Annotated in this window: 24 protein-coding genes; 16 read left to right on the top strand and 8 right to left on the bottom strand. The window is 50.1% G+C overall.

Annotated features, from left to right (window positions below; all coding sequences use genetic code 11):
• Nucleotides 1-73: 73 nt before the first annotated feature.
• From ABJU74_RS14465 to flgB, 7 genes are read right to left on the bottom strand one after another with little or no spacing between them, the layout of a single operon-like run.
• Nucleotides 74-760, bottom strand: a complete 687-nt coding sequence (locus ABJU74_RS14465; protein ID WP_348385456.1) for a flagellar basal body L-ring protein FlgH — start codon at nt 758-760, stop codon at nt 74-76.
• Between the two features lie 26 nt (nt 761-786).
• Entirely contained in the window at nt 787-1,575 is a 789-nt protein-coding gene (gene flgG, locus ABJU74_RS14460) for a flagellar basal-body rod protein FlgG (protein WP_348385457.1), read from the bottom strand.
• 32 nt (nt 1,576-1,607) lie between these two features.
• Nucleotides 1,608-2,354 (bottom strand): flagellar basal body rod protein FlgF, encoded by a 747-nt coding sequence (gene flgF / locus ABJU74_RS14455; protein ID WP_348385458.1) that lies wholly within the window; start codon nt 2,352-2,354, stop codon nt 1,608-1,610.
• 33 nt (nt 2,355-2,387) lie between these two features.
• Nucleotides 2,388-3,218 (bottom strand): flagellar hook-basal body complex protein, encoded by an 831-nt coding sequence (locus ABJU74_RS14450; RefSeq protein WP_348385459.1) that lies wholly within the window; start codon nt 3,216-3,218, stop codon nt 2,388-2,390.
• Between the two features lie 41 nt (nt 3,219-3,259).
• Nucleotides 3,260-3,928 (bottom strand): flagellar hook capping FlgD N-terminal domain-containing protein, encoded by a 669-nt coding sequence (locus ABJU74_RS14445; protein ID WP_348385460.1) that lies wholly within the window; start codon nt 3,926-3,928, stop codon nt 3,260-3,262.
• Nucleotides 3,928-4,326 (bottom strand): flagellar basal body rod protein FlgC, encoded by a 399-nt coding sequence (gene flgC, locus ABJU74_RS14440; protein WP_348385461.1) that lies wholly within the window; start codon nt 4,324-4,326, stop codon nt 3,928-3,930. Before flgC ends, ABJU74_RS14445 begins: the two co-directional genes overlap by 1 nt.
• A gap of 1 nt (nt 4,327) precedes the next feature.
• Nucleotides 4,328-4,681, bottom strand: a complete 354-nt coding sequence (gene flgB / locus ABJU74_RS14435) for a flagellar basal body rod protein FlgB (RefSeq protein WP_348385462.1) — start codon at nt 4,679-4,681, stop codon at nt 4,328-4,330.
• Between the two features lie 248 nt (nt 4,682-4,929).
• Here flgB and ABJU74_RS14430 point away from each other — a divergent pair, with 248 nt between their 5' ends.
• From ABJU74_RS14430 to ABJU74_RS14395, 8 genes are all read left to right on the top strand, one after another.
• Entirely contained in the window at nt 4,930-5,625 is a 696-nt protein-coding gene (locus ABJU74_RS14430; protein ID WP_348385463.1) for a MotA/TolQ/ExbB proton channel family protein, read from the top strand.
• Nucleotides 5,626-5,673: 48 nt separating this feature from the next.
• Nucleotides 5,674-6,117, top strand: a complete 444-nt coding sequence (locus ABJU74_RS14425) for a hypothetical protein (protein ID WP_348385464.1) — start codon at nt 5,674-5,676, stop codon at nt 6,115-6,117.
• Nucleotides 6,118-6,183: 66 nt separating this feature from the next.
• Complete coding sequence (locus ABJU74_RS14420; RefSeq protein WP_348385465.1) at nt 6,184-6,681, top strand: flagella basal body P-ring formation protein FlgA; 498 nt, start codon at nt 6,184-6,186, stop codon at nt 6,679-6,681.
• A 120-nt stretch (nt 6,682-6,801) separates the two neighbouring features.
• Nucleotides 6,802-7,092 carry a flagellar biosynthesis anti-sigma factor FlgM gene (gene flgM, locus ABJU74_RS14415; protein ID WP_348385466.1) on the top strand — a complete coding sequence of 97 codons (291 nt, stop codon included), beginning with the start codon at nt 6,802-6,804 and terminating at the stop codon, nt 7,090-7,092.
• On the top strand, nt 7,089-7,400 hold the full coding sequence (locus tag ABJU74_RS14410) for a hypothetical protein (RefSeq protein WP_348385467.1): 312 nt from the start codon (nt 7,089-7,091) through the stop codon (nt 7,398-7,400). The genes flgM and ABJU74_RS14410 overlap by 4 nt, the downstream gene beginning before the upstream one ends.
• A 157-nt stretch (nt 7,401-7,557) precedes the next feature.
• Complete coding sequence (locus ABJU74_RS14405) at nt 7,558-8,385, top strand: transglycosylase SLT domain-containing protein (protein ID WP_348385468.1); 828 nt, start codon at nt 7,558-7,560, stop codon at nt 8,383-8,385.
• Nucleotides 8,386-8,391: 6 nt separating this feature from the next.
• A complete protein-coding gene (gene flhA, locus ABJU74_RS14400) occupies nt 8,392-10,503 on the top strand; it encodes a flagellar biosynthesis protein FlhA (RefSeq protein ID WP_348385469.1) in 2,112 nt (703 codons plus the stop codon).
• 17 nt (nt 10,504-10,520) lie between these two features.
• A complete protein-coding gene (locus tag ABJU74_RS14395; protein WP_348385470.1) occupies nt 10,521-11,246 on the top strand; it encodes a sigma-70 family RNA polymerase sigma factor in 726 nt (241 codons plus the stop codon).
• A gap of 88 nt (nt 11,247-11,334) precedes the next feature.
• Here ABJU74_RS14395 and ABJU74_RS14390 read toward each other — a convergent pair whose 3' ends face one another.
• Nucleotides 11,335-12,150: a flagellin gene (locus tag ABJU74_RS14390; RefSeq protein WP_348385471.1), complete on the bottom strand. Its 816-nt coding sequence runs from the start codon at nt 12,148-12,150 to the stop codon at nt 11,335-11,337.
• Nucleotides 12,151-12,500: 350 nt separating this feature from the next.
• Between ABJU74_RS14390 and ABJU74_RS14385 the strand changes: the two genes are divergently transcribed.
• The 8 genes from ABJU74_RS14385 to ABJU74_RS14350 are packed head-to-tail and all read left to right on the top strand — an operon-like array spanning nt 12,501 to nt 21,075.
• Nucleotides 12,501-13,715, top strand: coding sequence for a sigma-54 dependent transcriptional regulator (locus ABJU74_RS14385; RefSeq protein ID WP_348385472.1), 1,215 nt, complete (start codon nt 12,501-12,503; stop codon nt 13,713-13,715).
• A 14-nt stretch (nt 13,716-13,729) separates the two neighbouring features.
• On the top strand, nt 13,730-14,092 hold the full coding sequence (fliE, locus tag ABJU74_RS14380) for a flagellar hook-basal body complex protein FliE (protein ID WP_348385473.1): 363 nt from the start codon (nt 13,730-13,732) through the stop codon (nt 14,090-14,092).
• 1 nt (nt 14,093) lies between these two features.
• Nucleotides 14,094-15,830 carry a flagellar basal-body MS-ring/collar protein FliF gene (fliF, locus tag ABJU74_RS14375; protein WP_348385474.1) on the top strand — a complete coding sequence of 579 codons (1,737 nt, stop codon included), beginning with the start codon at nt 14,094-14,096 and terminating at the stop codon, nt 15,828-15,830.
• Entirely contained in the window at nt 15,823-16,875 is a 1,053-nt protein-coding gene (locus ABJU74_RS14370) for a FliG C-terminal domain-containing protein (RefSeq protein WP_348385475.1), read from the top strand. Before fliF ends, ABJU74_RS14370 begins: the two co-directional genes overlap by 8 nt.
• Nucleotides 16,868-17,563 (top strand): hypothetical protein, encoded by a 696-nt coding sequence (locus tag ABJU74_RS14365; RefSeq protein WP_348385476.1) that lies wholly within the window; start codon nt 16,868-16,870, stop codon nt 17,561-17,563. Before ABJU74_RS14370 ends, ABJU74_RS14365 begins: the two co-directional genes overlap by 8 nt.
• Nucleotides 17,553-18,914: a FliI/YscN family ATPase gene (locus tag ABJU74_RS14360; RefSeq protein WP_348385477.1), complete on the top strand. Its 1,362-nt coding sequence runs from the start codon at nt 17,553-17,555 to the stop codon at nt 18,912-18,914. The genes ABJU74_RS14365 and ABJU74_RS14360 overlap by 11 nt, the downstream gene beginning before the upstream one ends.
• A gap of 20 nt (nt 18,915-18,934) precedes the next feature.
• Nucleotides 18,935-19,351, top strand: coding sequence for a hypothetical protein (locus ABJU74_RS14355; protein ID WP_348385478.1), 417 nt, complete (start codon nt 18,935-18,937; stop codon nt 19,349-19,351).
• 11 nt (nt 19,352-19,362) lie between these two features.
• Entirely contained in the window at nt 19,363-21,075 is a 1,713-nt protein-coding gene (locus ABJU74_RS14350) for a hypothetical protein (RefSeq protein WP_348385479.1), read from the top strand.
• Nucleotides 21,076-21,111 lie beyond the last annotated feature (36 nt).

The raw sequence follows: 21,111 nt of genomic DNA, 5'->3' as shown, positions 1-21,111 counted from the left end.
CTAGTGCGGCGATCAAATGAATGATGCGAGGAAGTTTAGAAGATAGGGTCATAATGTCTTGCCTGTATGAGGGCTAAAAAGGAGAAATTCGGGAGAAGAATCTCTGCAACCAACCTTGTTTGCTGGCCGAAGCAATTTCGCCGGTACCGCCATAAATGATACGTGCATCGGCTACTTTGCTCGACGGGATGGTGTTTTCGGAAGATACGTCAATCGCACGGATTAAACCGCTGAATTGAACATGTTCATTGCCTCGGTTAAGCGAAGTCATTTTCTGACCGCGGACCAACATTGTGCCATTGGCATAGCTTTCTGCGACGGTGACACTCACTTGTCCTTGCAAGGAATTGGATTGAGCCGCGCTGCCGGTTCCGGCGAAATTTTGAGAACCGCTGGCGCCCACATCACTGGGAGAAAATAGTGAGAATAATCCGGTTGTCGGAGGTGTTAACCCGATACTTCCGTTGCGATCTTCCGATGCGCTGTTCGATTTTGCTGCTCTGGTATTCTCCACTAGCAAAATGGTGATGATATCTCCTTTGCGGCTGGCGCGCATGCCACTGGTCAGCGCGGCATAGCCGGAGGCTTGCTGAAAGATCGCGCCATTGGCGGCAACCGGGCCGGGTTGCGCAAGCGGAGGGGCCGTGGCGGCTTGGAAACCTGGCCCGGCCTTTGATCCTCCGACACCAAGACATCCCATAAGGAGTAACGGTGTTGTCATCACCATGATTGAACTTTTCGAGATACGGAATTGGGGCATGAGAAAATTATCTTTCATTGAAAATATTAAAGCTGCTGATTCACAAATTGCAGCATTTCATCGGTGGCCGAAATCATCTTGGAATTGACTTCATAAGCCCGCTGCGTCTCGATCATGTTGACCAATTCTTCGACAATATTGACATTGGATTGCTCCAAAGCACCTTGGCGAATAGAACCAATGCCTTCCGTGCCGGCTTCGCCAACCTGAGGTGGACCGCTGGCTGCTGTTTCTGATCGGATATTATTACCGACTGAGAGCAGACCGGCAGGGTTGGTGAAACTCGCCAATTCAATTTGACCCAGCTCGCTGGGCTCATTTTGTCCCGCCAGTGTAGCGGTAACGGTTCCATTATTGCCGATGGTTACATTGGTGGCGCCTTGTGGGATTTGGATTGCAGGTATCAAGGGAAAGCCATCGCTGGTCACCATATTGCCCTCTGCCGTCAGGTTGAAATTTCCCGCGCGAGAATATCCAGTCGTGCCATCCGGAAGCTCGACTTGGAAAAATCCAGCCCCTTCAATCGCCATATCCAAAGCATTTTCAGAAATTTGCAATGTGCCTTGTGTGCTGATTTTACCAATGCCAGAAAGCTTCACACCCGTACCCAGTTGCAATCCACTGGCGAACCGATTTTGGGCATCAGATGGTGCGCCGGGCGTAACGATATTTTGATAAGCCAAAGTTTCAAAATCGGCACGATCGCGTTTGAAACCGGTGGTGTTCACATTGGCTAAGTTGTTCGCAATGACACGCATTTTTGTGTTTTGGGCGTCAAGACCAGTCCGTGCGACTTGTAGGGCTGCATTGCTCATTTAAATTCTCCTTAGTGCGACTAGCGCTCTGACTATCCTTGCGGCATGTTCATGATGCTACTGCTGCTCTCATCCAGCTCTTCGGCGGTTCGCAGCAATTTGGCTTGGGTTTCCCAAGCGCGACTGGTCTCGATCATATCGACTAATGCTGCCGTCATGTTGACATTGGATTCTTCCAAAGCCCCGGAAATGACTCGAGCATTTTCATCAACTGGAAGGACGCCATCATCAGCGGCATGGAATAAGGCATCTGATCCTTTGGAGATTGCGCTTCCGGTCATGCTGACCAATTTTATCCGATCCAATTCTTCAGGCTGGGTCGGGTCACCGCCCAGGGGGACGAAAAATATCGTTCCATCGGCGCCGATATTAATGCTCTCGGATGGTGGCACTGTAATTGGACCGCTCTGACCCAAAACGGGGTGGCCATCACCGGTAACCATTGTCCCGGTCGCGGCAATCCGGAAATCGCCGCGACGGGAATAAGCTTCATTGCCTTCGGCCGATTGGACAGCAATCAGCGCGTCGCCTTCCAATACGATGTCTAGGGACCGTCCGGTTTGAGTCACGGATCCGCTGTTCATATCGGCCTGCATATCGCGCTGCACCGCCATCGCACGGCTGTCATGCCCCGGTCCAACCAGATATTTGGCCTCTGCCGAAACCATATCGGCTTTAAACCCAATGGTGTTGGAGTTTGCCATATTATTGGCAATGGCCGTTTGCCGGTTCATCAATGATTTCATCGCATTGATGCTGGTATATGCAAGCTTATCCATGAGCAGTTCCTAGATCGCTATCCCCTTCAGATCTTAGACCTGAAGATTTATGATGGTCTGGCTCAACGTATTGGCGGTTTCGATGGCTTGGGCGTTGGCCTGAAAGTTCCGTTGAGCGGAAATGAGCGACACCAATTCTTCGGTTATGTCGACATTGGCGAGTTCCAGTGAACCGGACCGAACTTGACCGAGCGGACCATTGGCAGCCTGGTTAATTTGCGCTGCGCCGGAATCACCAGTGGCTTGCCAATGAGCATCTCCAATCGGTCGCAATCCTTCAATCGAGGTAAAGCTGGCCATGGCCAATGCACCAATATTCAACTGGTTACCGTTAGAAAATGTTGCGCTGACAACGCCTTCGCCATTGATCGAAATATTGGCGAGTAGGGCGCTGGGATCGGATGGATCTGAATCGGGAAGAATGAAGTCAAACATGTCCGCTACATTTGTAGATGTTGCAACGCCCGTTGCATCCACTGGCAATAGCTGCGCTTTGGCTCCGGTTGTGTCGATGACTTCCCGATTATTGTTGACCGAAAATGATCCATTCCGGGTGAACGATAAATCTTGGCGCGGCGGTTGTCCGCGAACGGAGAAAAACCCGTCACCGGCAATAGCAAGGTCCAGTGTTTTTTCAGTGGCTTGCAATGTCCCTTGCGTAAATTGTTGCGTGATTCCGTTTAGCCGAACGCCCTGACCAGCTACCGTTTTGGCGGATTGGGTTGGGGATGCGGCAAACAGATCGCCAAATTGAGCGCGGCTTTTTTTGAAGCCGGTTGAATTTGTGTTCGCGACATTGTTGGAAATCACGTTCAAATCGGTTTGCGCGGCTTTCAAGCCACTGAGCGATGTAAAGAAAGACATAGTTTCTTCTCCTGGTTTAAATATTGTGGGGCAGGGTTATTCTAGCCAATGCGCAAAGCTTCAGAGGGAAGCACATTGCCGATAGGGGTCACCAGAATTGGTGGTTCGTCTGCCTGAGATGTTTGTACCGATGCAACCGGAACCCAAGTGGCCAAATCGGATATGGAACCACCATTGACGCGCACTCTCAAGCGACCAAGATCTTGCGGTTCTCCATTGGCGTTTTTGCTATCAAAGCTAAACTCTACCGGCCCGGCATCCTGACGACCGAGCTCGGCGAACATCACGATTTCACCGGTTTCGTTGAGCAGGTCGATCGACAAGTTGTCGCTGGCCTGGTTCAATTCAAACTCACCGGCATAGACGCCATCTTTATTGGCAACAGCAAATGTTCCGGGCACCAAAACAGTATGTCCGATCCATTCTTTGGCATCAGACAGGCGATTGTTACCCAGCATCGAAGCGATATCGGTCAGCGACTGGTTCATTTCTGAAATACCAGCAACGCTCGAAAATTGTGCGAGCTGCGCAACCATGGCTTGGTTATCCAATGGATCGAACGGATCTTGAAATTTCAATTGTGTGGTCATTAGTCGCAAAAAGGAATCTTGTCCCAGGCTGTTGTTGCCAACGGCGTTGGCGGGTTGTGCCGCCTCTAGGCCTGCAATATTATTGGTCGTATTTTCAAAAACTTGTGGAGCGATTTCCATTATTGGTTCCTTACTGTTTCTAGAATAAGTGATTTTGCGGTCTGTAAAACTTGGACGTTATTTTTGTAATTTCGGGCGGTTTCGAGCATGTCGATCATCTCGGCTGTCTCATCGACGGCCGCCTCCCAAACATAGCCTTGCTGGTCGGCAATGGGGTTGGAAGGGTCGTAGCGTTTTTGCGGTTCGGCATCCGTCTGGACCACCCGTTCAACGTCAATGGTCGCCATATTTTCTTCCATAACGGAACGGAAAACCGGGCGCATGGCACGATAGGCTTCATCCTTGCTGGCATAATCAGTGCGGGCATTGGCGAGGTTGGATGCGGTGGTGTTTAACCGCACCATCTGGGCTGACATAGCGCGACTCGCGACGTCAAAAACATTCATGTTACCGCTCATGTCACTCTCCTTTTAGGGCGCGTTTGATCGACGACACTTGTCCCTGAAGGAAGGACAAGGTGGTGCGATATTGAATGGCATTTTCTGCGAACAAGGTTTGTTCAACCGAAAGCTCGACTGTGTTCCCATCAAGGGAGGGCTGTAGCGGAACGCGGTAGCCGGTATGATCATTCATGGCTGCGTTGATCGAGCTGCCATTTTGGGCTTGCTGCATCGCACGATCAAAATCGAGATCTTTTGCTTTATATCCCGGGGTCGAAGCGTTGGCGATATTGGAAGCAAGCATATTCAAACGTTGCGAACGCAATTTCAGCGCACCGCCGTTTAATGCAAATACTTCGTCCAGATTGGGCATCGTTCTAAAATCCTGTCTTAATCATCCGGGCTGACAACCGTCACTTGGGTGTGGAGATGGCCAGGTTGGATAAACTCGGATCATACTTCGCAAAGGCTGTGCCAGTTTTGGCGCAGTATGATTGAAATGGTGGTTTTTGGGGGTTTTATGCCAATCGCAATCGTAGACATATTTCCTTTTGGACAAGACCGGCAAAAATTTGCCGCCCACCGGAAAAATTTTGCCGCGTTCGACAGGGTGGTAAAATAGTGGATATTGTTCTGGACAATTTGACGCGTTTTTTTGATCCGCTTTTATTTGCTTTGGTGTTGGGCGGGGTCCTGCTCATGGCCTGGATTCAAAATGGCCGCTCTTCTCTTGGATTGGCTTTTGCCGCGCTGCTCAATAGCGGGCGCGATCCCTTTTCGGAATCCGGTGAAAATGCGACTTTCATGTGCCGCCGTATTGATTTTGTTCTCAGGGAACGGGGACTAGTGGGATTAGAAAGTCTGCGCAGCGAAGATAAATTCGTCACATCGGTTATTGCAAAATTGCTGCATTCAAAGGATGCGAAGCTGTTTGAAGAATGGGCGCGCTTGCAACAAAATATTGTTCAAAAGCGGCAAGATGTCACGGCCAGCTATTGGAGCGCAGCGTCAGAAATTGCACCAGCTATTGGTCTTATCGGCACAATTATTGGTTTGATACAACTTTTTGCCACCGGAATCGATCCGATGAAAATGGGTCCGGCAATGAGCTTCACGCTGCTAACCAGCCTCTATGGACTTTTTGTTTCGCATATCATCGCCTTTCCGATTCATGTTCGCCTCCAAGCCAGAGCGCAGATATTAAATAGCTATCGTGACGCCGTGGTGCAGCATAGTATTGCCATTGCAAAGCGGGAGCTGGTCATATTGGGGCCCGTGCATTTTTCACCACACAAGCCGTCCCGAGCCGTTGGTTGAACCATGAACGCGGGGCGGACTACCTTATCATTTCTGGATTTGGCACTGATGTTATTAAGTGCCTTTGCCTATGCCCATTTTTTCAACATTGCAGATCAGAAAGCAGATGATTCCGTATCACAGACCATAGCGAAGCCATCCCAAATATTGGGGCATTACGAATATAAAGCGGAACAGTTTTTTGGTCAAAGTAATGCATTGCTGACAGACTTTGCTCGTGATCGAATTGCCAATATCCAATCCGATCATCAAGGGCACTTATTGTCGATCATGGTCCCCGCTGCCGTTAATCAAGACGGCGACTTTAGATTGCGCCAATGGGAAAAAGTGGCCGCTCGATCCGCTGCCATAGCAGATGCATTTGAGAAAGCCGGCCAAGACGGTAGAAAAATAAAACTTCATATGCCCGAAACTCTGATTTCTAACGCAAAGAGAAAGAGTCATATCCACTTGGTGTTTACCGCCGCTGCTGATGATATAGTCAATAAATAGAATGGACGCTCACTGAGTTGGCATGGAACCTGCTTTGAAACTCCTATACATTTATAGGAAATCAATATGGCTCATTACCGATTTATCGTTCCAATTTTGTCCGTTTTCGCGATTGGCGCGGTCCCGACCTTCGAAGATACAGCGCAGCTCGATCGCCAAGTGGCGCGTCACTTGAACGCGACGATCGGATCGGCTGGCGGCGCACGCGCTGAGATTGATCGCAAGTTGCGGCTAAAGCGTTGCCCTAGCCCAGTCCAATTATCCGATACGAATAATAATGCGGTTCTTGTCAGCTGCGCGGATAAGGGTTGGCGAATATTTGTCCCTATTCGATCCCGGTCATTACCCGCGACGAATGTCGTATCACGCAATGACGATTTTATAATTCGCCGCAATCAACCGCTAACTTTGGTCGTTCGGCGCGCCAATTTCAGCATAAGTTACGGCGTTGTCGCTCAAAAAAATGGCCGAATAGGTGATTTTATTCCCGTCCGTGCTAGCCGTAAGTCTAAGGTTTTAATGGCTAAAGTATCAGGATCAGGGGAAGTGGAACTGGCGCAATAAAATATTTTTAAAGCAGATATTAATTTTTTCTCAACAAGCCGTAAATTGTAATGACAGAAGTTTTAAGCGTTGGCCTGGCAAAAAGAAAGTGGCCATCCAGCGCAACGAGGAAAGAGTGAAATGAAACCAGTAGAAAGCTATACAGCGATTAATACGCGGTTGGATCGTTCCGTCCTGCAAGATGGAGCATCCAACAAAGTTACGGCCGGCGCAGAGGCCGGCGGCGGTAAAAACACGCCAGCAATTACCACGACGGCTTCTATATTAGCGGCGCAAAACCCACCTTTTGATGAACAGAAAGTGGCTGAAGTGCGCCAAAAAATAGCATCAGGCATCTACAGCGTCGATACCGCTGCTTTGGCACAGAAAATGCTCGATATGGGCGTGTTTGGTTTGGGAACGGAACAATGAAGCGGATAGTGGAATCTTTCCGCCATTCTCAAGATATTCTTTTTTCAGCCCTAGAAGGTCATGACAGCGACGCTATTTTCCAAGCGAGCAAAAAATTGGGGGAGGCAGCCGCTCAACTGGACGCTATTGATGCGAGAGACATCGATCCTTCATTGCAACCGCTGATGTCGGAAGCCGGGGAGTTGATGCAAGCTTCAATCTATCGTCTCCGCTTTTTGCGAGATCACAGCGCAACCCGGCTGCAACTGCTATCGGGTTTCCGAGAGAGTTCAGCAAATGTCTATACCCGAACCGGAGCGGGGCAATAGCACCCAGCCTATTCCAAATATCCAAACTCAGAACAAGGCCGCTTCAGATCGCGGCCTTTTTTTTTGGAGTAATGCAGGCGAGAAGTCCGCCCGTTAGCATCAATATTTTTTGGCACGATCATTGCTTTTCTTCTGTGCAGGAGAATTTGAAACGGTCATGTTCCATTTATCGATCCCCCCGCTTTCACAGCAACGCAGCCTAACCGGCATCATTGCCCAGAGCGCTCAGCAGACGGGTGTTGATTTCCAATATCTGGTTGCGCAAGCACAATTGGAAAGCGGTTTGCGGCCGGATGCCAAGGCAGCCACTTCTTCGGCCACCGGTCTCTATCAGTTTATTGATCAAACCTGGATGGGGTTGATCAAAGAAAAAGGTGATCAATATGGGTTGGGCTGGGCGGAAAAAGCCATATCCCGTAACCGCAACGGTCAATTTTCTATAGCCGATAAATCCCAGAAAAATGCCATTCTTGCGCTTAGAAACGACGCCCAATTATCTGCGAATATGGCGGGTGAATTTGCAAGCGACAATAAAGCCTATCTTGAAGACCGAATTGGCCGTGAGCCTGAATCGGTAGATCTCTATCTAGCACATTTTTTGGGCCCGGCTGGCGCCGCCAAATTTCTCAATCATCTGGACGCCAGTCCGCAAGGGGCGGCGGCTTCCCATTTCCAATCAGCAGCGCGCGCCAATCGCTCGATATTTTTTAACCGCCATGGAGAAGCACACAGCTTTGAATCCATTCGGGATCGGTTTGAACAGAAACTTGCCGATGCTGTCACCTTGGTGGGTAGCGGCAATGGCTTGCCGACAAACGGAAATATGTTGCCGTCGTCCGATGGAGCGGCCCGCATGGTGCAACCGGAAGACTATCTCAGAATTGCTCAGGCTCATGCCCGAGATCACGAAACAACCACACAATCAAAGCCATTTAGTGAGCCGGCCCGTGCGGCTTACTTGATGCTCGCCACCCTGGGGATGTAGAATATAATGAACCGACCAAATTTTTCGATGGACCGCGTCGCGAGTAGCCTGAAGTCCAGTTTGTTGCCTATGGCAACTTTGCTCCTTGTCATTTTCATGGTGCTGCCGTTGCCGACGATCATGTTGGATATTGGTTTCATCTCCAACATCATGATTTCTCTGGCCATATTAATGGTCGCGCTAAATGCGAATAAGCCGTTGGACTTTTCCAGCTTCCCCACAGTGCTGTTATTCGCGACATTGATGCGCTTAGGACTGAATGTGGCTTCAACCCGCGTTGTGTTGGTGCAAGGGCATGAGGGCGGCGATTCCGCCGGTCAGATTATTGAAGCTTTTGGCAGTCTGTTGCTGGGCGGAAATTATGTCGTCGGCATATTCGTTTTTTCCATTCTTATGATCATCAATCTAATCGTAATAACCAAAGGGGCGGGGCGGGTTTCCGAAGTTTCCGCCCGGTTTACATTGGATGCATTGCCTGGGAAACAAATGGCCATTGATGCCGATTTAAACGCCGGACTAATTGCACCGGAAGAGGCGAAACAACGGCGGTCGGACGTTGCAACGGAAGCCGATTTCTATGGTTCAATGGACGGTGCGTCCAAATTTGTAAAAGGCGATGCTGTTGCAGGCATATTGATTCTGGCCGTGAATATTATCGGCGGAATTGTTTTGGGGACCACAATGCATGGTTTGTCCTTTGCAGAAGCGGCGAGCACCTATTCCATGCTCGCGATTGGAGATGCACTGGTCGCTCAGGTACCTGCTTTGATCTTGTCTATCGCTGCCGCTGCAATTGTGACCCGTGTCGCTTCGAGTAAGAATTTACCGGATCAAATTACTTCCCAATTTGGTGCTGGTGCCGCTTGGGTCCCGGTAGCGGCAATCTTGACCATCTTGGGTGTGCTTCCAGGTATGCCACATTTTGTCATTTTGCCTGCCGCCGCCGCAGCAGCAGCTTTCGCCATTTACTTGATCCGCAAACCCAAGGCTGTCGAAGCGCCGATCGCGCCGGTTCAAGAAAAGCAACCTGAGCAGATTGATTGGGAAGACGTATCTGAGAAAGCCCGATTGGGCATCGAAATAGGCTATGGTTTGGTGTCGATGGTCGAGGATCGCAAAGGCGCGCCGTTAATGAAACGGATTACTGGCATCCGTCGCCAGATTTCGAAAGAGCTTGGTTTTGTTGTGCCGCTGGTCCGGATCAAGGATGATTTGGAGCTCGAACCCAATAGCTATCGGATCATGATGGGCGGCATGATATTGGGCGAAGGAACAGTATGGCCCAATGATTTTCTGGCTCTCGATGACGGCCATGTTGATGCGGTTATCGACGGACGCGCCTGCAAAGATCCAACCTTTGGAATGGATGCGCTTTGGATCGGTCCAGAAAAGAAATCGCAGGCTGTGGCAGAAGGCTATACGGTCGTCGATGCACCCACAGTGGTGGCCACGCACCTCAACGATGTTGTGCGCCGCAACGCTGCCCAGTTGTTCAGTATGGACGAAGCCCAAAAGTTGCTCGACTTGTTGAAGGAGAGCTCTCCACAGCTGGTTGATAGTCTCACGCCGCAACCATTGTCGCTATTCTCCATCACATCCATTTGCCGAGAATTGTTGACGGAAAAAGTCCCCGTCAAAGACTTTCAGAAAATTTGCTTGGCGATGCTTGAAGCGTCCAACCATCACACTGAGACTGAACATATTGTCGATGCCATTCGGCAAAAAATTGGGAATCTGATCATCCAGACTATGGTTCCCATCAACCTCCCTCTACCAGTAGTCACCTTAGATGCAGGATTGGAAAGCCTGCTCGTCAAAGCTTTGAAAGTCGGTGAAGATGCGAATTTCCCGATCGAACCGCAATTGGCGCAGCAATTGGTTGAAGCCGTTGATGAGACCGCGCGCACTTTGCCGATGGAAGCGCGCAATATCGCACTGATCACCTCTCCGATTGTGCGCCGTCCATTGGGCGGACTGCTCAAAAACCGTTTCCCAGATTTGACGGTGCTTTCTTATCAAGAACTACCAGAAGACAAATCCATCGAGGTTTTGGCAAAAATCGGTGTCCCTCAAATTCCTAACGAACCTCCTCAGGTCGAAGCGAACCCCACATATTAGATCGAGTGGAAAAAACTATGTTTCAATCAAAAATCAAAGCATCTCAAGCTTATGGCGCCATGCAGATTGACGAGACCAAACTGGTCGAGGAACATCAGGGTCTGGTGACCAAAATTGCGTGGCAAATCAAATCTTTTTCACCGGATCAAATAGAGGTCGAAGACCTTATCCAAGTTGGGCTTGTGGCGATGGTGGAAGCGGCTGGAAAATATGTCGACCAAGGGCATAGTTTTAGTACCTATTTGTATGTCCGTGTCCGTGGTGCGATGATCGATTATCTGCGTACAACCTGCAGCCTGCGCCGAAGCTCGGTGGAGTGGAACAAAAAGATGCGGCGCATTAAAGAAGAGCTGTCGCAGAAAAATGGTCAAGAACCCAATGAAGTCGAACTTGCTGAAGCGCTGGGGATGGAACAGGCTGAGTTTCGAAAAAATGCTGATCGCGCGATTGATGTACATGTCGATTCCTTGGACGAAGTCTATTGCGATTCCAGCAGCTGGTTCACCAATGAAGAAGACGACCAACATGAAACTCTAGAAAAAAGTCAGATGGTTGATCTGCTTTCGTCCAATCTGAAAAAGTTGAATGAGCGAGAGCAGCTGGTTCTCAACAGCTATTTTGTTGAAGAGATGCAATTGGAAGAAATTGGTGCGGTGTTAGATGTTTCATCTGTGCGGATTTGTCAGATCAAGAAACGAGCGCTGGAAAAATTGCAGGTCGCAATGACTGCCAGCCAAACTTAGGGCGCATTATTAAGAAACTTCTGGAGAACGAAAAAAGCCTCCGCCCAATTCTGGGGGGAGGCTTTTCCTCGATATTGAATTGATCAGACTACCGGATCAGGCTCAATACCGACTGCTGAGACTGGTTAGCCTGGGCGAGCATCGCGGTAGATGCCTGGCTCAGGATCTGGTTCTTGGCCAGTTCGGTGGTTTCAGCAGAGAAATCTACATCCTGAATACGCGAACGAGATTCCGTAATGTTAGCAACTCGATCAGATAGATTAGAGACGGTGGTCTGCAATCGGTTCTGCGAAGCACCCAAAGAGGCCTGTGCAGTGGTGATTGTATCGAGTGCTGTATCGAGAGCAGTCAACGCGCTGTTGGCGCCGGCGGCGGTGCTGATATCGACGGCGTTGACGGCCAGAGCGGTTGCATCAACATCGGTCAAAGCGATGGAAACGGTTTGACTTGCGTCACTGCCGGTTTGAATTGCGATCGAAGCATTGGTGCCATCGAGCAAAGCAACATCGTTAAAAGTGGTCCGGGATGCGACATCACCAATTTGCCCGATCAGAGCGGTAACCTCAGTTTGCAGGTTGGTGCGGTCACCGTCAGACAATGTACCGTTGGCAGATTGAACAGACAGTTCACGCATACGTTGCAACATGCTGGTAATTTCATTCATGCCGCCTTCAGCGGTTTGCGCTGCCGAGATACCATCATTGGCATTTCGAATGGCCATATTGAGGCCGCGAACTTCTGAAGTCATCCGGGTTGCGATTGCATTTCCGGCTGCGTCATCGGCAGCAGAGTTGATCCGGCGACCCGTAGAAAGCCGTTCGATTGATTTGGCTAGGCCCATTTCAGCTTGGCTAGAAGCGTAGCTGGAGCGCAAGGCCGATACGTTTGTTCCTATAACAGTCATGGTGACATCCTTTTCACAATTTACTTACTTGATACTGCGGGTCACCTCGTCGGTTGAAGCGGCCTCATTGGAGTTAACGGCGGGACTTGCGATAATTAATATTATTTTTTGTCGGTTCTCCGACAGACCGGCAAAATAGCTGTCGGTTTTCCGGCAATATCATCGGAAATCCGACAGGTTAGGATTAGAAAAAGCCGGTTTTCTGCCATTTCCAAAAGTTGGCACACTCATTGCGAAGTGTGGGGTGAACACAACAAGGATCCCGTGTTCAGAATAAAACGTGAGGGAATGAGATGATTAACAACGCGAAAAAATCTAGCCTGGTCTCTAGGTTTCCAGAGCTTGTTGATATGCTCGGGAGTGTCGAAAATTTCCACTCCGACCACACATTGTCATCTGCTGCTTCGCCACTACCCCACATTGACAGCGCAGCAAAAACAGATGCTAATGGTGGTGCACACGATCCCATCGTGATCTATCGCGATGGCCCATTCCGTTTCGTTCCGGCTACCCTCAGCCAACCTCCGCGTATTGAATTTGGCGCTGCAGATAAATCTTTTGGTTTGTCATGCATTGTTGAATCGATGCGCGGAGGTATCGGGCCGGCCTTTGCAGATCCTAAATCCATTGCCTTATATAAATATGCCGCCCGGGTAGCCCGCAGCGATGCCAATGTCATGATTACCGGTGAGACCGGAACTGGCAAAGAAGGCGTCGCTCGCTACATCCATGAACATAGCATGCGGGCTGATAAACAGCTCGTGACCATCAATTGTGCGGCCATCACCGAAACAATGATCGAGTCCATTCTATTTGGTCACAAGAAGGGCGCATTCACTGGTGCCTATGCCAATGCGGTTGGTTTGTTCAAAGAAGCGGACGGCGGAACAATATTTCTTGATGAAATTACCGAGATGCCGCTAGAAAGCCAATCAAAGCTATTGCGTGTTTTGCAGGAAGGCGAAATTCTTCCAGTCGGCGCGACACAACATGAAAAAATTGATGTCCGCGTCATTTGTGCGGCTAACCGCAACTTTGCCGAAGAAGTCAAGGCCGGTACCTTTCGAGAAGATCTTTACTGGCGCCTAAATGTGATGCCCGTTGAATTGCAGCCATTGGCGCAACGGCCGGATGATATTGTTGCCATTTCCACATTCATGATGATGGGCTTTCAAAAAGGGCACGAGAAATTTGTTACCCTGTCGCCATCGTGCGTCGAGCGGTTAAAGACCCATAATTGGCCCGGCAATGTGCGCGAACTCGCCAATGTTTTGCAGCGCGCCTTGGTAATGTGTGACGGCGATCGCATCGAGGCCGAAGACTTAATGTTCTCTGGCCAATGTCTTGTATCACAACCGAAGCAAGATGCCGTCCAACCAGGGAGCTCAGCGCGTTTTGTGCGCGGCCGTGATCTGCACTCCATTTCCAAAAGCGTTGAATATGACGCGATCAGTAAAACGCTCGAGCAGACAAATGGCAATCGACGAGAAGCCGCCAAAGAGCTTGGTATTTCCGAACGCACGTTGCGCTATCGGATGGCTGATATGCGCGCACTCGCGGCTTGAGCAGGAGATAGGATATGTCTTCCGTAAACATGAACAGCTTAATGGCCGCGCGTAATGCGATTTTGAACCGCAACAATGCTCTGCAAGATATTGCTGGCAAAACAGGCGGTCTCACTGGTCCTGGAAACGTGCGACCATCTGAGCAGGCGGATGATCCGGCAGGATTTGCAGCGCAATTGACGGACGCAATTCAGGAAGTGAACAAACTACAGCAAACGGCAAAGGCCGATACCGCCGCCTATCAAATGGGAGAGACCAATGATGTAGCGGCGGTAATGCTATCCAAACATAAAGCATCCATTGGTTTTGAATCCACTTTGCAGGTCCGCAATAAATTATTGTCGGCCTATAAAGACATCATGAACATGTCGGTATAAGATGGCAGAAACCCCTTCCAATGATGCGACAGTGATGCCAGCGGCAGCGCCCGATGCTGGCGGTGTTCTTGGCTCCATGCAATCGCTTACCCGGCAACCGGCAATTGCCCGCGCAATGCCGCTTATCATCTTGTCGGCTGTTCTTCTGGCCGCCTTTTCTGCCTGGTTGATGCTGCGGGAGCCTGCGCAACGCGATCTTTTCCGCGGTCTGCCGGATAATGACAAATCAGCTGTCATGCAGGCCCTGCAGACGGCGAATATTCCTTATCAAGTTGATGACACAACCGGTACTTTGATGGTCAGCAATGAAGACTATCATGATGCAAAAATTCAATTGGCCGGGCAAGGCTTGCCGCGTTCGGCGCCGAGCGGCGACACGGTTATGTCCAGTATGCCCATGGGTGCCAGTCGAGCGGTTGAGTCTGAAAAATTGCGTACCGCGCGAGAAATGGATCTTGCGCGTTCGATTGAAGCTTTGGACAATGTTGTTTCAGCGCGCGTCCATCTCGCAGTGGAACAGCCCAGCATATTCCTCCGCGATCGCAACGAGCCCGCTGCTTCGGTTATCCTGCAATTAAGTGGGGCGACAAAATTGGATGATCGCCAAACCCAGGCGATATTAAATTTGGTGGCCAGTTCGGTGCCTGGCCTATCTGCTGGCAATGTTTCGGTCATCGACCAAAATGGCCGTTTATTGTCAAGCAGCGACGGAGCCGACACGCGAGGCAATGACACGCAGCTCAAGATAAAGGCCGCGATTGAAGATCGCTATCGCCAATCTTTGGCGAGCTTGCTGACGCCCATTGTCGGGCCGGGAAATTTCGTGGCGCAGGTGACTGCAGATGTGAATTTTGATGAGAAGCAGGCAACCAGTGAAACTTATCCCGCGGAAGGTTCTGTTTTGCGGTCCGAGCAGGGCATGCGTTCCGAAGAGCCCGTAGGCGGTTCACAAGTTGGTGGAATTCCTGGCGCATTGGCCAATCGGCCTCCCGAGGCTGCGCAAGTGGACGATCAACCTGATGGTGAAGAGGAACAAGTCGCGGTCGAAACGGAGCCACGCAAATCCAGCGAAGAATATCGCCGTAATTTTGAATTGGCCCGAGAAATAGCGGTGACCAATCAAGCGACTGGTCAAGTTTCGCGCCTTTCTGTTGCAGTTGCCATTGATGATAAGGCCTTGAAGGATGCCAAATCACCCAAGGAAATCCAGGACATTGAAAAACTGGTCAAAGGAACAATAGGTTTCAACGCTGAACGGGGGGATCAGATCGCTGTATCCGCTAGTCAGTTCCGTCCGGTCACCCAAAAAGAAACGGAAGTGGCCTTTTACGAATCGCCCTGGTTTGCGGTTATCGCACGCAATATCACTGCTCTGATTGTCGCTTTGTTAATAATATTCCTGATCGCACGGCCGATTTTGAAACGTTGGTTGACAGCCGAAAAGGACCGAAAGTCGATCATGGCAGCGCAAGGTCAGGCCATTCCGGCCGAGTTGATGATGCAAAATCGTAGCCTGCCGCAATCATCACATGCGCTGGCAAATATGGATCACAACACCGGATCAGCGGTGCAAAATGCCGGCGGCAAAGTAACCGTCGACATGATCCAGTCCGCGCCGAGTTATCAAGAACGGGCAATGTTGACCCAGGACTTTGTTCGACAGAATCCGGATCATGCTGCGTTGGTCGTCAAAGAACTTTTGAAAGAGGCAGAAGATATGGAGGAGGCGGATGGCTGAAACAGCAATGACCGATAGCGGGTCAGCCGAAAATATGAGTAGCGAGCTCGAACTGGTCACCGGTCGCCAGACCGCAGCAATATTGATGCTGCTATTTGATGATGAAGAGGCTGCAAAAATTTTGGAAAGGCTGGAACCGCAAGAAGCAGAAGCCTTGGGAGAAGCCATGTTCAGTGTCGCTGATGTGGATGCAATGCAAATTGATGGATCTTTGGACAAGTTTCTCCAACTCACCCAAAATCAAACCATGGTGACCTATAAGTCCGATGAAAAAGTCGGTCGAGTATTTCGTCAAGCGCTGGGCACCTCGCGAGCGGAAACGATGATGAACCGTTTCGCTCCCAAACGCCCGAGCAACATTGCAGATTTGCTAAAATGGGTTCCGTTGAAAGATCTGGCGGAACTGGTTGAAAATGAGCCACCGCAAATTGCGGCGGTGATGATTTCATTTATGACTCCGGATGCTGCCGCTGAGATGCTGCAATTGGTATCAACGAGTTTGCAAGAAGAACTGGTTTATCGGGTGGCCACTCTGGGACCGGTGAGCGCGCATGCGCTAGCGCAAATTCACAATTTGCTCGAAAGCAACGGTCCGTCGGCTGAAGAAATTGCCCCGCCTATGGAAATAGGAGGTGTGATGGACAGCGCGTCGATCATCAACGGATTGCCCAAAACGATCAGTCAGGCTGTGCTGAAGGGTGTCACCAAAAGAGATCGCAAAGTTGCAAAGCAAATAGAAGATGAAATGTTTGTATTCGCGGACCTGATGAATCTCTCGAAAAAGGATATTGGTACCGTTGTTCGCAAAGTTGATAGCGCCATTTTGGTTCCCGCCTTGCGTGGTGCTTCTGAAGCACTGAAGACGAAGATTTTCGATGCTATGTCGCAGCGGGCAGCAGAAACCATCAAGGATGAAATGGACGAAGCACCGCCGCAGCCAATGGAAGCGGTTATCGACGCCCAAAAAGGGGTTATTGCAATTGCAAAACTGATGATCGACAATGGTGAAATCAGCATGTCGACCGGTGGTGCCGATTATGTCTGAACTGCATAGCGCGCCCAATTCTCAACATCCTCTTTCCGTCGATGATGTGGTTCCGCTTTGGCAAATGCCCATAGAGCAAAAGGAATTTGCCGCCTGGACCCAAGATTTGCATCCCGAGAAAATTGCGCAATCAGATGCGCAATTTCAAAGTTTCAGTGGCGTCGATTCAGATGGCGGTGGATCTTCTCATGGCGGTCAAGACGACGATATTTTCGAAGCCGCTTATCGCAAGGGATGGGAAGACGGGCAGGCCGCTCTCGCCGGAGAGCAAACAGCGAATGAACAGGCAACGGCCAAGTTGGCGGATGCCATTCAGCATGTGAACGATCTCTATTCGACCGGTAGTTTCTCCCTCATTCTAACAGCTATTGAAGACCTTTTTCGGCGGTGCTCTGAACTGGCCGTGCCTGATCCCATCTTGCTGCAAGCCTGGGCTACGCAACTGGCAGATAAAGTTGATCAGGATCAAAAAGGCGCAAGCCTGTCGGTGAACCCGGACGATTTGGGATTGATCGATCAGAATAATTGTAAGCTTCCAATCACCGGCGATAGCCAAATGTTACGCGGGAATATTCGTCTGAATCACGCTGGCGGTTGGATTGAAAAAGGCTCTGAAATCGTTCTGGATGAACTGCGCGGACTGGTCGATGAGTTTAGCAATCAGGCGGTGGTGCCCAATGAGAAATAGATCCAACATTGCCACGGTAGATGATCCCAATAGCGGAAAGGGCATCCAAGGATTGCTTGCTCGGATTGAACAGATCAACAATGAACCAAGGCATATTGGGAAATTATCCGCTCATGATAATGGTATGTTGGAAGTCACCGGCTTTCCGTATCCATTAGGATATTCTGGCCGTGTCATCGCGACAGATGGTCGAGAAATAAACGCTGAAGTGGTGGGTTTTAAAGGCGCACGTACGCTGATGATCCCAATGGTTCAAGATGCACCGTTGCGTGGTGGCAGCCCCGTCTTTCCCTTTGTTAAATCAAATGAAGCGGCTGTTGGAGATGCATTATTCGGAAGAATTATAGGCCCCATGGGCGAACCGTTGGATGATAAAGGACCCATTTTAGCCACTGAAACCATTCCCTTATCAGGTATAGAAGGCAGCGTTATGCGCCGAGCCAGCGTGAAGAAACCCATAGATATGGGTATCCGAGCGCTCAATGGTCTTTTGACTATCGGTCAAGGTCAGCGGGTGGCGGTCATCGCTGGATCAGGCGTTGGTAAGTCGATGCTGATCAATCAGATCTTGGATGGTGTGGTCGCTGATGTTGTAGTTGTGGGTCTGATCGGTGAGCGCGGCCGAGAAGTGAACGACTTTGTCCAGCGGCGCAAAGAGAAAAGAGATGGTGTTCCTACTATTACCGTTGCTGTTCCAGCGGATCATTCTCCGCCATCACGGTTGAAGGCTGCACATCGGGCCACAGCAATCGCAGAACATTTCCGGTCGCAGGGCAAGTCCGTGGTACTGGTTATCGACAGTCTGACGCGGGTTGCTCATGCCCAACGCGAAATTGGCCTGGCGGCAGGAGAGCCGCCAACCATGAAAGGCTATCCGCCATCAGCTTTGTCGATGATCCCGCGATTAATCGAACGGGCCGGTAATGATAGCGAAACCGGAGGGTCGATAACCGCCATTTATACCGTGCTCGCGGATGGTGATGATTTGGACGATCCGATCGTCGACAGCGCTCGTGCGATTGCGGACGGACACATTATTCTATCACGGTCCTTAGCAGAGCAGGGAATATTTCCGGCCATCGATATTGGTAAATCGATCAGCCGGGTCGCGGTCGATATTATTGATGATGCCCATCAGGATGCGCAAATCCATTTTCGTCGGCTTTGGTCTGTCTATGAGGAAAATCGCGACTTGGTTTTAATGGGCGCCTATCAAGCGGGTAGCGATCCGCAAATTGATGAAGCGCTCGCGCAATGGCCCGTCATGGTCAAATATCTCAAACAGAAACCCCGCGAACTGATCAATTTTCAATCCAGTATCAGTGACTTGTTTAACTTGTTCGATCCGTGAAACGGAAGGTCACATCGCTCGTGCGGATTTTAAAGATCCGCGACACGCAAAAGCGTTTAAAGGAAAACGCGCTTGCAAAAGCCGGAAACCATTGTGCGGCTTTAGAGCATAATGCGAGCAGAATCCGTAACTTACAAACTGATGTTCAGGCAGGCGTTGAAGCAATACCTGCGGATATGTTTGCTGCCCGAATGGAATTGACCGAACGGCTTATTGATGCCGAGCAAACTCTCAGTGTTTCTATCGAAACGGCAAGGCAAGATTTTGCCCATGCCGAGCGGCAAAATCTTGCCGCCCGAACAACCTATGAAAGCACAGAAAAACTGCTGCAATCCAACCTTCACAAAGCGCAAAAAGCAGAGCGTTACAATGCCGACATACGGCATAACATATTGTATAACATAGATAAAAATAAGAGAAAAGGACTATCGCGATGATTGGAAAGATCATGACTGAGGCCTCCCATTCTATAATTGGCATGCTTTCTGCAAAGCCTTTGGACATGGAAACAGGAACTGGAAATAACGCGTTTAACGCCCTTTTGACCAGCGGTGAAAGCCGTCCGGATGTTGCTTTGCTTCGCGATGATTCTGAGACAATTGAAGAGCCTAATAGTGATGCGTTTTTGGAACAAATGATCAACCCTGATCAGGTGTCCATCTCTACCGCACAACCTTCGAAAACCCGGGTTGGCAAAATAGTGGATGATGCGGATCATCGTCCCGATCAGATCATTGCTACAGAATTGCCAACAGACATTGGAGCTTTTGTTTCGAAAATGTCATCTCCCATGCTGGCAGCTGATCGGACACATTCGGATAACACCTCTCATTCCACTGGTAGTTTCAATGCTGCCAATGCGAGTATTGCAAATAGAGCAAAGGCAGAGAATTTGAGTTCTTCGCAACGGCAGCCTCTGGCGCCAGAACATAGCGTAAATCGCTCGACACCTATCGCAACCGATGCGACACCCCCTTCACGAAACGCCGTGCTAAATATTGATAGTGTCGCGAAAATTCCGACGCCGCCCATAAATTTGCCAGCCGATGACATGGTTTCTGGTCGGGACGCCGCGGCGCAGCGAGAAAATAAAGGGGAAGGGCGCAAGGCAATTGCGCAAGTGAATTTATCATCTCGTCTCATCTCCGAAACACGAGAACCGCGTGATGAAAGCTCCAAAGAATATCGCGCGATTAAATTGTCGGATCACGCAATAGTGCGGAACCGATCTCCTGAAGCGCTGAAGCCGACTTTGCAAAATCTTCCAGCGAACCCAATCGGTGCCGTGACTGGCAATAATGGAAAAGAGAGCGCCGTGCCGAGCCACGGTCCCAGTGGCGGACTGGATAAAAACTCTGTACCCGCAACGGATATTGAAATTCATGCCCGTGCTGTTATCGACGTGTTGCGCGGAAAAACCCCCGGTGCAGCAGCGCCTTCAATCTCTGTCGGGCCAACCAGACCGGCCCTCGACAATATTGATCCCAAAGCATCCGCGGCCCAAAAATTTGATCCGATTAAGGGATCCGATGCACTGGAATTGAAGAAGCCTATGTTGCCGGCTGCGGCAGAAAAATCCATGACAACAGGTTTGAAACCGTTTGCCGTTGATGGAAAAAACAGCTCCGTTGATTTGGGCTTGCAAGACCAGGTGGATCTGCCCACGGCTACTGCCGCTGCTGCAACCCTAGGCGCATCAAGTTTAACACAAAAGTCTGTGAACTTTGATAGCAATGCCCCGCAATTTCCAGAGCGGTTCGCTTCGGAAATTGGAGATTTGAAAATCAACGGTGATCTCAAGAAATTTGAGCTTAATCCGCGGAATCTAGGACGCCTTGAAGTGTCTTTTGTGACGCGCGGCGGAACCGAAATGCTGATGATTGAGGCGGACAATGAAGCCGCTCGCGATATGATTCTAAAACATGGTCAAGCCATCCAGGATTTGTTGAAATCGCAAGGTCGGACGGATCTTGGATTGCGTATCGACCTGCGGGACAATGGTCTTGCTGGAGGTCACAACGAGACCATGGCTTTCGACCGGCATGACAATGAAACGGCAGATAATCGCGATGCCAAGCAAGCAATTCGCCAGAGCCAATCTCAACTCTCGGAATCTGAAGATAGTGCAGACGAAGCCACTGATACAAGTCGCTACGCCTGAGAACGTTACCCCCAATAATTTACATTAAACCCAGAG

Source organism: Parasphingorhabdus sp. (genome assembly GCF_039982415.1).
GTDB lineage: Bacteria > Pseudomonadota > Alphaproteobacteria > Sphingomonadales > Sphingomonadaceae > Parasphingorhabdus.
This window is presented reverse-complemented; position numbering and strand designations above follow the sequence as displayed.